The organism is Methylocystis sp. H62, from assembly GCF_015709515.1.
In the GTDB taxonomy this organism is placed as follows: domain Bacteria; phylum Pseudomonadota; class Alphaproteobacteria; order Rhizobiales; family Beijerinckiaceae; genus Methylocystis.
This window is the reverse complement of sequence record NZ_JADNQZ010000054.1, coordinates 84,370-97,248: the sequence shown is the minus strand read 5'-3', so window position 1 is coordinate 97,248 and position 12,879 is coordinate 84,370. Positions and strand designations below refer to the sequence as shown.

Annotated in this window: 11 protein-coding genes and 1 pseudogene; 6 read left to right on the top strand and 6 right to left on the bottom strand. The window is 64.8% G+C overall.

The window, feature by feature from the left end:
* Positions 1-264: 264 nt before the first annotated feature.
* A complete protein-coding gene (locus IYY11_RS12330; RefSeq protein ID WP_409455249.1) occupies positions 265-456 on the bottom strand; it encodes a DUF1192 family protein in 192 nt (63 codons plus the stop codon).
* Between the two features lie 218 nt (positions 457-674).
* Here IYY11_RS12330 and ppdK point away from each other — a divergent pair, with 218 nt between their 5' ends.
* Complete coding sequence (gene ppdK / locus IYY11_RS12325) at positions 675-3,353, top strand: pyruvate, phosphate dikinase (RefSeq protein ID WP_196404226.1); 2,679 nt, start codon at positions 675-677, stop codon at positions 3,351-3,353.
* Positions 3,354-3,515: 162 nt separating this feature from the next.
* On the opposite strand, the gene IYY11_RS12320 is transcribed toward ppdK, so the two are convergent.
* Positions 3,516-4,187: a Crp/Fnr family transcriptional regulator gene (locus IYY11_RS12320; RefSeq protein WP_196404124.1), complete on the bottom strand. Its 672-nt coding sequence runs from the start codon at positions 4,185-4,187 to the stop codon at positions 3,516-3,518.
* 107 nt (positions 4,188-4,294) lie between these two features.
* Between IYY11_RS12320 and IYY11_RS12315 the strand changes: the two are divergent.
* The 3 genes and pseudogenes from IYY11_RS12315 to IYY11_RS12305 form a co-directional block, all read left to right on the top strand.
* Positions 4,295-4,708: pseudogene (locus IYY11_RS12315) on the top strand (secondary thiamine-phosphate synthase enzyme YjbQ); the annotation flags it as partial.
* Between the two features lie 159 nt (positions 4,709-4,867).
* The gene (locus IYY11_RS12310; protein WP_246719910.1) at positions 4,868-6,148 is read left to right on the top strand and encodes a cell wall hydrolase; all 1,281 of its coding nucleotides are present in this window, start codon (positions 4,868-4,870) and stop codon (positions 6,146-6,148) included.
* Between the two features lie 167 nt (positions 6,149-6,315).
* Positions 6,316-7,002: a spermidine synthase gene (locus tag IYY11_RS12305; RefSeq protein ID WP_196404122.1), complete on the top strand. Its 687-nt coding sequence runs from the start codon at positions 6,316-6,318 to the stop codon at positions 7,000-7,002.
* 335 nt (positions 7,003-7,337) lie between these two features.
* Here IYY11_RS12305 and IYY11_RS12300 read toward each other — a convergent pair whose 3' ends face one another.
* Positions 7,338-8,003 (bottom strand): aminotransferase class IV, encoded by a 666-nt coding sequence (locus IYY11_RS12300; RefSeq protein WP_196404121.1) that lies wholly within the window; start codon positions 8,001-8,003, stop codon positions 7,338-7,340.
* A complete protein-coding gene (locus IYY11_RS12295) occupies positions 7,952-9,136 on the bottom strand; it encodes an aminodeoxychorismate synthase component I (protein WP_196404120.1) in 1,185 nt (394 codons plus the stop codon). The genes IYY11_RS12300 and IYY11_RS12295 overlap by 52 nt, the downstream gene beginning before the upstream one ends.
* A gap of 122 nt (positions 9,137-9,258) precedes the next feature.
* Between IYY11_RS12295 and IYY11_RS12290 the strand changes: the two genes are divergently transcribed.
* A complete protein-coding gene (locus IYY11_RS12290; protein ID WP_196404119.1) occupies positions 9,259-10,101 on the top strand; it encodes a TIGR00282 family metallophosphoesterase in 843 nt (280 codons plus the stop codon).
* 22 nt (positions 10,102-10,123) lie between these two features.
* On the opposite strand, the gene IYY11_RS12285 is transcribed toward IYY11_RS12290, so the two are convergent.
* Positions 10,124-11,176 (bottom strand): bile acid:sodium symporter family protein, encoded by a 1,053-nt coding sequence (locus tag IYY11_RS12285; RefSeq protein ID WP_246719908.1) that lies wholly within the window; start codon positions 11,174-11,176, stop codon positions 10,124-10,126.
* A gap of 184 nt (positions 11,177-11,360) precedes the next feature.
* On the opposite strand from IYY11_RS12285, the gene IYY11_RS12280 reads away from it, so the two are divergent.
* Positions 11,361-12,254: a neutral zinc metallopeptidase gene (locus tag IYY11_RS12280; protein WP_196404118.1), complete on the top strand. Its 894-nt coding sequence runs from the start codon at positions 11,361-11,363 to the stop codon at positions 12,252-12,254.
* Between the two features lie 3 nt (positions 12,255-12,257).
* On the opposite strand, the gene IYY11_RS12275 is transcribed toward IYY11_RS12280, so the two are convergent.
* Entirely contained in the window at positions 12,258-12,824 is a 567-nt protein-coding gene (locus IYY11_RS12275) for a transposase (protein ID WP_246719906.1), read from the bottom strand.
* Between the last annotated feature and the right edge of the window lie 55 nt (positions 12,825-12,879).

Below are 12,879 nucleotides of genomic sequence, written 5' to 3'. Positions count from 1 at the left end.
TCAATCACCCATACATGAAGTGATATACATGAAACGCCTTCGCATAGGATTCGCACTCTTTTTGCTGGCAACCCTTTCGGCGTGTGGAGGAGGAAAGTGGGACGTGGAGGCTTTCCCCCGCTACGGCAAATTACCCGGCCCCAGCGGCAAAATTTGAGAGGGATCGCTGCGACGGGATAGGGCCTTTCATCAGCGGCGGCAGGATGTTCGAGCATCGCGAGCAGCGCGCTGGCGCAGGCGCATACGTCGCTCTGTAACCGCTGTTCATTTCTTGAAGAACGCTTCCGCCGCCGCGCTCGCCGCCTGTTTCGCCGCGCGGGCGGCCTCGAGCCGGGCGATCTCTAGCCGCAGTCGCTCGATGCGCTCGTCGAGTTCGGCGACGGACAGAAGATCGAGCGGCTGACCGATCTCGAAAGCCGCCGGACGCGGCGCGTCATCCTGTTCGCTTTTCATCATCGCGGACCTCGGCTGGATTTCTTCGCTCGCTGGCCAAAATAGCGCCTGAGGAGTCATGCGCCAACTTGTGGACGCGCGTCATTTGAGCGTAACTTCCGGCGCGCTTGATGATCCGCGCAGGCGGGGCGTCGTCGGCCGCCCAGGCGCGGCAGGAAGCGCCCAAGACCGCCAAGGCGCGGCGCGTCCCGCGCCCGCCTCTCTTTCCGGACGAAATAGGTATGACCAAGTGGGTGTATAGTTTCAGCGCCGGTCGGTCCGAAGGATCGGCGTCGATGAAAGAGCTTTTGGGCGGCAAAGGGGCCAATCTGGCTGAAATGGCGGCGCTCGGACTGCCCGTGCCGCCCGGCTTCACCATCACCACCGAGGTCTGCGCCTATTTTTACGCCAACGGCAAGACCTTTCCCGCCGATCTCGCCGGGCAGGTCGACGAAGCGCTTGCCGATATCGGCCGCGTCGCCGGGCACGCCTTCGACGACTCGCAGCAGCCGCTGCTCGTCTCCGTGCGTTCGGGCGCCCGCGCCTCAATGCCCGGGATGATGGATACGGTGCTCAATCTTGGTCTCAACGACGAGACGGTGGAAGCGCTCGCGCGCAACTCCGGCGACGAACGCTTCGCCTGGGACTGCTACCGACGCTTCATCGAAATGTATTCATCGGTCGTGCTCGGCGTCGAACATCACCAGTTCGAGGACGCGCTGGAGAGAATCAAGGAGAGCAAGGGCTTCGCGCTCGATACGCAGCTGACGGCCGACGATTGGCGCAAGGTCGCCGCGCAATACAAGGCGATCGTCCAACAGGCCGCCGGCAAGAGCTTTCCCCAAGATCCGCGCGAGCAATTGTGGGGCGCGATCAAGGCGGTGTTTTCATCCTGGTTGAATAATCGCGCCATCGTCTATCGCGGCCTGCACAACATTCCCGAAAGCTGGGGCACCGCGGTCAGTATTCAGGCGATGGTGTTTGGCAATATGGGGGCGCAATCGGCGACCGGCGTCGCCTTCACGCGCAACCCTTCGACCGGCGTGCGCGAACTCTACGGCGAATATCTGATCAATGCGCAGGGCGAAGACGTCGTCGCCGGCATTCGCACGCCGCAGCCGATCGCCCAGTCGGCGAGCCACGCCTCCGGCTTCGAGAAGATTTCGCTCGAAGCCGCGATGCCGGCGATCTTCGCCGAATTCAAGGGATACGCCGACAAGCTCGAACGCCATTTCCGCGATATGCAGGACATGGAGTTTACGGTCGAGCGCGGCAAATTATGGATGCTGCAGACGCGCGCCGGCAAACGCACCGCGCGCGCGGCGCTCAAGCTCGCCGTCGACATGGCCCGCGAAGGCCTCATCGGCAAGGATGAGGCGATCACGCGCGTCGAGCCCCAGTCGCTCGAACAATTGCTGCATCCCACGATCGATCCCGCGGCGAAGCGCAATATTCTCGCCACGGGTCTGCCCGCCTCGCCCGGCGCGGCTGTCGGCGAGATCGTCTTCGATCCGGAAGAAGCCGCCAAGCTCGCCTCGAACGGCCGCAAGATCATCCTCGTGCGCATCGAGACGAGTCCTGAAGACATCACCGGCATGCATGGGGCGGAAGGCATTCTCACCGCGCGCGGCGGCATGACCTCGCACGCCGCCGTCGTGGCGCGCGGTATGGGCAAGCCCTGCGTCACCGGCGCCGGCGCGCTGCGCATCGACTACGAGGACCAGAGCTTTACCGTCGCCGGCAAGCGTTTCGGCAAAGGCGATCGCATCACCATCGACGGCTCCGCCGGGCAGGTGATCGCCGGCGAAGTGAAGATGCAGCGGCCGGAGCTCACCGGCGAATTCGCCGTGCTGATGTCCTGGGCGGACCAGAAGCGACGGCTGAAGATTCGCGCCAATGCCGAAACGCCGTCAGATGCGCGCGCCGCCCGCCGTTTCGGCGCCGAGGGCATCGGCCTCGCGCGCACCGAGCACATGTTTTTCGAAGGCGAGCGCATCGTCGCGGTCCGCGAGATGATTCTCGCCGATGACGCCGAAGGGCGCCGCCTCGCGCTGGCGAAACTGCTGCCCATGCAGCGCGAGGACTTCAAGCAGCTGTTTGAGATCATGTCGGGCCTGCCGGTCACGATCCGTCTGCTCGATCCGCCGCTGCATGAGTTTTTGCCGCATTCGGACGCCGAGATCGCCGCCGTGGCGCGGGCGATGGGCGCCGATCCGGTGAAACTGCGCCGCCGCGCCGCGCAGCTTTCCGAGTTCAATCCGATGCTGGGCTTTCGCGGCGTGCGGCTCGCCGTCATCTTCCCCGAGATCGTCGACATGCAGGCGCGCGCGATTTTCGAGGCGGCGATCGAAGCCAGCCTTTCGACGGGCGAACCCGTCGACATCGAGATCATGGCGCCGCTCGTTTTCACACGCGCGGAACTCGATCTCGTCAAGGCGCGCGTCGCCGAAATGGCGAAGCTCGTCGAGGGCGAGACCGGGATCAGGCCGAACTACCACGTCGGCACGATGATCGAATTGCCGCGCGCGGCGCTGCGCGCCGGCGACATCGCGCCATCGGCGGATTTCTTCTCCTTCGGCACCAACGACCTGACGCAAACGACGCTCGGCATTTCGCGCGACGATTCGGGCTCCTTCCTCAACGCCTATCTTGAAAAGGGGCTGCTGCCGGCCGACCCTTTCGTGACGATCGATCAGGAAGGCGTCGGCGAGCTGGTCGAACTCGGCTGCAAACGCGCCCGCGCCGCGAACCCGACGATTACGCTCGGCGTCTGCGGCGAGCATGGCGGCGATCCGGTTTCCGTCGCCTTCTTCGACAAGATCGGCTTCGACTATGTGTCCTGTTCGCCGTTCCGCGTGCCGATCGCGCGGCTTGCGGCGGCGCAGGCGGCGCTCGGCGAAAAGGCGTCGAGCACGGCGTGATCGCGAGCGGAGGCGCCGTTTCGCCGTCATGGCCGGGCTTGTCCCGGCCATCCACGTGTCAACATTGCATGCGCCTTGCAGCCATTACGGAACCACCCGGCGTGGACGCCCCGCGACACGCGCGGGCATGACGCAGGAGAGACGCCGCGCGGGCGCCGCGCCTCACGCGCTCTCCAGTTCTTCGTTGCGGTGATTCATCTCGAAACGGCGCACGATCAGCCGCACGAGATACAGGCCGAACTCGGGGTTTTGAAAATAGAGCTGTTCGAACTGCTCATAGGTGATGACGAGCAGACTGACGTCGCTCTTGCAGCGCGCCGTCGCGGTGCGTTTGCCGTTGGTCGTAAATAGCGCCATCTCGCCGAAAATGGCGCCGGGCGAGAGAAGCGCGCCGCGTTCGACGATTTCGACTTGTCCTTCGACGACGACGAAGGCCTCGTCGGCTGCGTCGCCCTTCATGAAGACCGCTTCGCCGCGTTGCAGGGTGCGCGGATGCATGAAGGGCTTCAGCCATTCGATGTTCAGGTCGGTGCCGTTGGCTACGCGCACGCTGGCGATGAGCTTGCGCATTTCGCGCATGCGGGTGAAATTGAGCGGCAGGTTGATGGCATGTTTGGCGATCGTCGGCGGGCTGCCGATGATGAGCCCCAAGGTCACGCCGAGCACATTGCCGAGCATCGCGGTGATGCGCAACGGGATCATCCGCTTCATGTAAGCGGCGCCGACGACCGTGGACGCTTCCGCCCAGGCGAGCGCCGTCAGCGCCACCCCGCCGACGGTCTTTCCCGTATCCGACGCGGCCCAACTCATGAGCGTATCGATCAGTTCGGACATTGCAGCTTCCATCCTTACGCCGCGCTTAACCTTTGCGCGCAACCAAGACAAGCGATCAAAAAGCGTGCGGGACTGGACTTTCCCATGCGCTTTCGCACATTCGCTCCATGCGACAAACGAGCCGACTCCTGCGGATCGACACATCCGGGCGCGGATTTTACGAATTTACCGAGGCGGTCCGCGACTTTACGCGCGCCGCGCGCATGACGCAGGGGCTGGCGACGGCGTTCTGCCGCCACACCTCCGCGTCGCTGCTCATTCAGGAAAACGCCGATCCCACCGTGCTGCGCGATCTCGAAGCCGTCTTCGCGCGGCTCGCGCCCGAAGGCGCGGATTACGCCCATGATACGGAAGGCGCCGACGACATGCCGGCGCATATCCGCGCCGCGCTCACCCAGACGCAACTCTCGATTCCTCTCATTGGCGGCGCGCTGGCGCTTGGAACTTGGCAGGGCGTCTTTCTTTTCGAGCACCGCCGGCGGCCGCACCGGCGCGAGGTCGCGCTGCATCTGATCGGCGAATGGTCGCACGCTGCGTCATTCTGGCACGATCGCGGCGCCGCCCCGGCAACGGTTCCGCAAGGCTAATGAACGATAAGGTTTTGCGAAGGATCGCATCCGGGGCGGAGCGACGCAAATCGCGGCGCCTTGCCAGACGCGCCGTCGCACATGGATCAGTCTATGCGTCGTCAGTCGAGAACGCGTTTTGTGCGCAGAGGGGTTGCGCCCTGGGTCTTCAGCGTAACGGCGCCTTGGGCGCTCGGCGTCGGCATGCTGGTCTCCTTCACCGCGGTCGCCGGGCAGGACCCCGTCGCCGACTGGCGCGTTTCTCCGCTTGCGGCGCGCGCGCCAGGGGCGATGACGCTCGGCTTCAGCGAGGCGGCGAGCGGCGATTACGGGTTCTATGGCCCGAGCCGCGCCCAAATTCAGCAGGCGCGCCTTAGCGTTGGCGCGCCGGAGGAGGAGGGCGCAGCTGCCGACGAGCGCGAGCCGCATGTCGATCTCAAGCCGGAGGTGAAGCACTTTCCTCAGGTCGATCGGCGGCACAAGGGCGATCCGGTGGTCGCCATGCGGCCCGGTTTCGAGACGCGCCGGCCGCAGCCGGCGAATTTGGGGCTGAGCGAGTCGCCGCCGCTCTCCTTCGGCCTTGAGGGCAAGTCGACGCGGCCGACAGAGACGCCGCTTGCGCCGCGCGGCAAAACCCCAGGCGACGAAGCGCTCGAAGAGGCGGACGCGGGCGCCGCCCCGGAGCCGGCGACGACGCAAAAGTCGATGGCGGCCGCCTCGCCGGCGCAAAGCTCATCAATCTCGACGCCGACGGCGGCCGACGCGCCCCGCGACCTCGGGCGGGAGGCGCTGACCGAACGCGCCCTTCATGGGGCAAGCCCGCAGACGCCGCGCGCCGTCGCGCTGGGCTCCTCGACGCCGGCGCTGCCGGACGCCGTGCCCATCGAAGTGTCGTCTTTCCCCGGCGCGACGCTGGCGCTGTCGTCGCCGGGCACGGCGTTGAGCGCGTCACGTCCGGATTATGCCGCTTCGATCGATCCGGAAAAGCTTGGCCGCGAGGCCCGCTGCCTGGCGGAAGCCGTCTATTTCGAGGCCCGCAGCGAGCCCGAGGCGGGGCAGGCGGCCGTCGCGCAGGTCGTGCTCAACCGCGTCCAGAGCGGACTTTATCCCGCAAGCGTCTGCGGCGTCGTTTATCAGAACCGCTATCGCTATCGCGGCTGCCAGTTCTCCTTCGCCTGCGAGGGCAAGTCGCTCCGCATCACCGAAGGCGACGCCTGGGAACAGGCGGTGCGCGTCGCCAAGGAGGTCATGGTTGGTCGAACCTACATCTCCGACGTCGGCCGTTCGACGCATTACCACGCTAATTACGCCCATCCGCGCTGGGCGCGGGCGCTCAGAAAGATGGATGTCATCGGCCGGCATATTTTCTACCGCCTGAAGCCGGGACAGACGTGAGACGTGTAGCGCGGCAAAACGAACGGCCTCTCGCGACAAACCAATTGGCCGCACCCTGAAAGCGCGGCGGAGACTTTGCGGCCTCTGCGCGAACTGCGGAATTTAGCGCGTCGAGGTCATCGCATGGCGTCGCATGAAGCGCTTCCCGACCAAACGAAGGGTTATCAGTGATTCCCTGGACCCTGCTCGACACGGCGCCGATACCCGGCGGCGAGGGTGAACTCCGCCTCAAGCGTCGCGGCGCAGAATTCTCCATCATGTTGGGCAATATCGAACTGATGAACAGTCGCCTCAGTGGCTCGGAGGAGGCGCTCGCCACGCTCTCTTGCGAGAGAATTCAGGCGCGGCCACAGCCGTGCGTTCTGATCGGCGGGCTGGGGATGGGCTTCACGCTGCGCGCCGCGCTTGACGTCCTCGGCGCGAAAGCGCGGATTGTTGTCGCCGAACTCATTCCCGCGGTCGTGGCCTGGGCGCGCGGTCCGATGGCGGAAGTCTTCGGCGCCAGCCTGACGGATTCGCGCGTGAGCATCGAGGAAGCGGATGTTGGACGCCTGATCCGGTCTGGCCGCTCGACGTATGACGCCATCCTTCTCGATGTCGATAACGGCCCCGAGGGCCTGACTCGCGAAGCCAATGACGGACTTTACGATATCGAGGGATTGAGGGCGGCCCGCAAAGCGCTGCGCCGTGACGGGGTGTTGGCCGTCTGGTCATCGGGGCCGGATCGGAATTTCACGTCGCGCCTCCGCAAAGCCGGGTTCCATGTGGATGAAGTCAAGGTGCGCGCCAACGGCCAACGTGGCGGGGCCCGGCACGTCATCTGGATCGCGACGCCTCTCGGTTCGACACCTTAGATCCCACAGCAAGCCAATCTTTAACTGAAGCCGGAATCGGCGGCGCCCCGGCCTTTTTTCTGGTGGGGAGGCGACACGCTCATGGTCAACATACGAGGCCAACCCGCCGAGATAAGCAGTCGGCCGCAGTGTTTCGATAAATTGTCGATAAGGCGACGAGGCTAAGTGTCGTAGCTTCTAGGACGACGACGGCGCCGCTGGGCGACGTCGCCGCCATTCCCAAATGGTCAAGCTATTTCGCCGGTCGTCTTGGCAGGTATTCTGCTGATTTCCGCAGCTAAAGTCTGTCGGCATCGACGGGAGCGAGAGGAGCCGCTTTTTCTCCTGCTAGCCGGTTAATCGACGAGCCGCGCGCGAACCAGCCCGCGCACCGAATTGCCGAGAAAAAACTCTGATCGCGAAATATCTTCGAGCCGCAAGATGGACTCGCGGGCGCGTCCTTGCGCGATGAGCGCCGCGCGCAGCGTTCCCGGCAACAGTCCGCAGGACAGCGGCGGGGTCAGCAAAGTTTCGCCTTCAGGCGCGAAGAGGTTGCAGCGCGCCGCTTCGCACAGCTCGTCGCGCTCATTTTGAAAGAGAACTTCATCGGCCCCGTAGCGCTGCGCCGCCTCGCCGAGCGCGTCTTCATAGAGCGCGCGCCGTGTCGTCTTGTGCCGCAACAGGGGATCGGCGGAGGAAAAGCGCCGCTTTGCGACGGCGACGCGCCAGACGGCATCGGGCGGAATCGGCTCGATCGGCGTGACGCTGGTTTCGATCGTTCCGTCGCGCGCAAGGACCAGCCGCACGCGAAGGCGCCCGTTCGACGTCACCGCGACAGCGGCGTTCAGCGCATCGCGGACTCGCGCCTCATCATCGGCGAAGCCGAGCGCAGCGCTCGACGCCGCAAGCCGCGCGAGATGTTCGGCCACCAAGCCGAAGCCCTCGTCGCGCGTCCACAGCAGCGTTTCGATCAGTCCGAAGTCGTTCTCGCGCCCGTCAGAAAGCGCGCCTTGATCAGACATTCCTCATACTCTTCGCGCGCGCGGGAGTCGGCGACGACGGCGGAGCCGACATTGCAAACGAGGTCGCCTTCCGGAAAAATGGTCAGCGTGCGGATCGCGACGTTGAAACGAATGTCGCCATCAGGCGCGATGACGCCGAGCGCCCCGCAATAGACGCCGCGCGCGGCGCATTCGAGATCGCGGATGATCTCCATCGCCCGGATCTTGGGCGCGCCGGTCACCGAACCGCACGGGAAAAGCCCGGTGAACAGATCCTTCAGCGTCACGTCGTCGCGCAGCCGCGCCTCGATGCCTGACGTCATCTGATGCAGCGTCGGATAGGTCTGGATGGTGAAAAGATCCGTCACTTTCACCGTGCCGACGACGGCGAGGCGCGACAGATCGTTTCGAAGAAGATCGACGATCATCAGGTTTTCGGCGCGCGACTTTTCGTCTTCGACGAGATATTGCGCGCGCGCCATGTCTTCGGTGGGCATCACGCCGCGCTGCGCGGTGCCTTTCATCGGGCGGGCGCGAATGTCGCGGTCCTGCGCCTCGAAGAACACTTCCGGCGACAGCGACACGACGGTTTCAGCTTCCAGCGCGACGACGCCGCCATAAGCGACCGGCTGGCGCTTGCGCAGACCGCGATAAAGCGAAAGCGCATCGCCGTCATAGCGTCCGTACAGCGGGAAGGTGAGATTGATCTGATAAACGTCGCCGGCGAAAATATAGTCTCGGCAGGTGTTGAATCGTTGCGTGTACTCGTCCTGAGTCCAGGCAGGGGAAAGCGGAACGTTCGGCGCCGCGCTCTCGGCGGGCGGCAGCGACCAGGGCCGCGGCGCCCGAAACGCGCCAAAGAGCAGCAGCGGCGTCTGCGCGTCGGGCGTCGCTTGAGCGGCGAATTTGGGCTCCAGCGCATAGCCGAGCTCATAGCCGGCGTAGCCGGCGAGATAGAGGCCGCGCCTTGTCGCCGCCTCCATGCGTTCGAACGCCGCCGCGACGTCATTCGCCGCGCGCGCGACGATGATCTCCTCCGGCTCCTCGAACAGCAGCGCCTGTCCGTCGTTGCGGCCGTCTTCGAAAACGACGTAAGGCCGCGCCGGCGCGTCTTTTTGCGTCAGGACGGCGGGGCGTTCGGCGGCGTCTTGCATTTTTGGCGGGGCTCGCAATGGAATGTGATGTTACATCAGCCGGCTCCAGTTATGAAACGCCGCGTCGTCGCGCAACCTCCCATTCGCTTTGCTCTGGCGGCGCGCGCGGGCTAAGACGGCCTATGTCGAAATCCTCGCCGCTCCGCTTTCTCTTCATCGGCGACGTTCTGGGCCGTTCGGGCCGCGCGGCTGTGTCGCGCTTTGTCCCACGGCTGCGCGAAAAATGGGCGCTCGACTTCGTCGTCGCCAATGGCGAGAACGCCGCCGGAGGCTTCGGCATCACCGAAGCCATTTGCGATGAGATGCTCGGCCTTGGCGTCGATTGCGTCACGCTCGGCAATCACGCCTTTGATCAGCGCGAGGCGCTGGTCTTCATCGAACGCCAGCCGCGGCTGCTGCGCCCGGTCAATTATCCGCCCGGAACGCCGGGAAGCGGCGCCGGCCTCTATACGGCCGCGCGCGGGCAGCAGGTGCTCGTCGTCAATCCGATCGGCCGGGTCTTCATGGACGCGCTCGATGATCCTTTTGCCGCCATCGAGCGCGAGCTGGGCGCCTGCCCGCTTGGCGTCGGATGCGACGCCATCTTTATCGACATGCACGCCGAGGCGTCGAGCGAGAAAATGGCGATGGCGCATTTCGTCGACGGCCGCGCCTCCGTGGTGGTCGGCTCGCATACGCATACGCCGACCGCTGACGCGCAGATTCTGCCTGGAGGCACCGGGTATCAGACCGACGCGGGCATGACGGGCGATTACGACTCCGTCGTCGGCATGGACAAGGAGGAGCCGCTTCGCCGCTTCCTGCGCAAGACGCCCGGCGCGCGCTATGAGCCCGCGAATGGCGAAGCCACCTTCTGCGCCGTGGCGGCCGAAATTGGCGCCGACGGGCTGGCGACGATGATCTCGCCGGTGCGGCTTGGCGGCCGGCTGCGGGAAGAGTGGCCGAAGGAATGGGACGCGTCGTGAGCACGCGCGACGGTTTCGCTCGTCACGATCGAGACGCCGCGCGATCGACGATCGACGCCGCAAAATGCTGGACAAGGTTGTAGAGGATGACTGGCAGCATCACTTGCGGATGCTCGGCAAGGGCCGTTGAGGCAAGCACCAGCGCCGTGCCGTTGTTATTCATCCCCAGACCGAACATCATCGAAGCTGTGTCCGCCCGAGTGGCGTCCAAGGCCCGGGCGAGACCGTAGCCAGCCGCGAACATCACGAGGCATAGGCCGCCGACGATCGCCAGAATCGCCGCCAAAAAATCCAAGTCTGGGTGGGCGACGACGTTCGGCAAGGACAATGCGGCGTTCGAATAATTGAGCAGCGCCAGGACGATCATATTGGCGATCTTCAGGTAAGGGCTCGCCGCTCCGACCCCGGCTTGTCCCACGATCCCGTTGACCGCGAGTCCTAAGACCGTCGGCAGGATCACCCATGCGCCGAGAAAGGCGAATGCGCCGCCGGAGGCGAGTTCGTGCAGGTCTTCGGAATAGTCCCCGATCGTGACATAGCCGACTCCATGCAGAACCAGCGGCGTCAGTATCGGACTGAGCAGCGTCGTGAGCAGCACGAGTGAGAGGCTGAGCGCGAGATTGCCATTCGCATTTTGCGACCAAGCCGTCGAAGCGCCCGCAATCGGCATGGAGGCGATAAGCGCGAGTCCAACCAGGATCTGTTGAACCTCTTGGGGATTGTGCCAAAACAACAGCGTGCCGCTTATCGCGGCGATAAATGCGAGCGGCACGAGAATATTGGCGGCCAAACCTGACGCCAAGAGAGTCGGCCGGCCCAGCAGGTTTTTGATGTCGGCCGTCTTGGCGGAGAGTCCTGCATTGAAAAGCAGGAGCGCCAACATGATCGTCGGCGGCGAAACATGCAGCTTCACCGCGAAGAGATCGAGGGGAGCGAGTTCTACGCTGCGAATCTTCAGTCCGGCCGTTGGCCAAAGCGCGGCTGCAAAGTAGGAAGCTCCTACGATGTAAATAAAATAGTGATGAATAAAGCCCGCTATTGTTTGAGCGTGACTTTTATTTTCAAGAGGCTTCATCGTGAGGCTGCCGCTGTCTGAACGAGCTGAAGTTGAGATCTTTGCATGTGTCGGGCGAGCCAAAACGGTTGCGGTCGGCGTCTGCGCGCCGCCGTCGCCTGCATAAACTCTACCAAGAGCCGATAAGCTCGCTTAAATAGCTCATCGAGCAGCGCCCCCGGGGCGCGGGTCCGGAGCGCGCCACATGAAATGGGAAGATCTCCAGTCGTCCGAGAATATTGAGGATCGCCGCAGCGGCGGGCCGATGATGGGGGGCGGGCCCCGCATGGGCGCAGGGGGCCTCGGCCTTGGCACGATGGTGATTCTCGGCTTGATCGGCTGGGCGCTTGGCGTCAACCCTGCGATTCTCATCGGCGGGGCGCAGATGATCAACAATATGCGCCAAGAGCGCGAAGTGGCTCTGCCCCGCCAGGAGGCGCCGCGGCAGAGCGCGCCGACCGATCAACTGGGGCGCTTCGTCGCAAAGGTGGTGGGCTCCAACGAGCAGGTCTGGTCGCAAGTGCTTCCCGAGCAAAAGGGCGTGCGCTTCCAGCCGCCGCGGCTCGTTCTCTTCAATGGCTACACCCAGTCGCGGTGCGGGCCGGCGCAGTCGGCGATGGGGCCGTTCTATTGTCCGCTTGACCAGCGCATCTATCTCGACACGTCCTTCTTTCGCGACATGCAGCGGCGCTTCGGCGGCGGCGGTGATTTCGCCTATGCCTATGTAATCTCTCATGAGATGGGCCATCACGTCCAGAACTTGCTGGGCATTCTGCCGAAGATTCAGCGGGCGCAGCAACTCGCCGGGAGCCGTTCGGAGGCCAATGCGCTTTCGGTGCGCGCGGAGCTGATGGCCGATTGCCTCGCCGGGGTCTGGGCGAACAACGCCAATAAGCAGAAGCCCATTCTCGAAGAAGGCGACATCGAGCAGGCGGTCGCTTCGGCGCAGGCGATCGGCGACGATCGCCAGCAAAAAGCCACGCGCGGCTATGTTGTGCCGGACAGCTTCACCCATGGCTCGGCGGCGCAGCGCGCGCAATGGCTGCTGAAAGGCTTGCGCACGGGCAGCATCGACGCCTGCAACACGTTCAATCAGTGAAAGCTACAAGACGCGGCGGGCGCGGGTCGTCAGATCGGCGCCCCGCATCTTTCGCACAAGTCGCGCCAGATCCGCGCCTTCGGCGGATGAGAGCGCGCTCTTTGGCGCAATGAGCCCGACCGGACGCGCCAGACCCGGCGCCAGACGGGTGAGCAACGAATCCGGAGCCAGCCGAAGCGTTCGGGCGCGGCTTGCGTCGCCGTAGGCGAAAAAATCCTGCGCTTCCTCGGCGAAGTCGCGCTCCACGGCGAAACCGGCCAGCAAAAGGAGAAGATGGTCGCGCCGCGCCGCTTTTAGCGCCTGCGCCAAGCCGTCGGCGGCGTGCGGCGTTTCGATCAGCGCGCAGCCGGCTTCGTCGGCGATCCCGGCCAGGCCTCGTCCCGGCGCGGCGAGGATCAGAGCGTCGGCGATCAGTCCCTGAACGCACGACTCGACGAGCGAACCGAGGCTGCGCGCCACGGCCTCCCGGCGCAGCGGCGCGCCGGGAGAGTCGAAGGCGATGAGCGCGGCGGTCAGCATGTCGATGACATACCGGAAACCGAGGCGCGGCGGAATGCGGCGCCGCGTCAACGGGCGTTGCGTCCATCTTGTGAGCGGCGCCCATTGCGCGGGCGGCGGCCTTCGG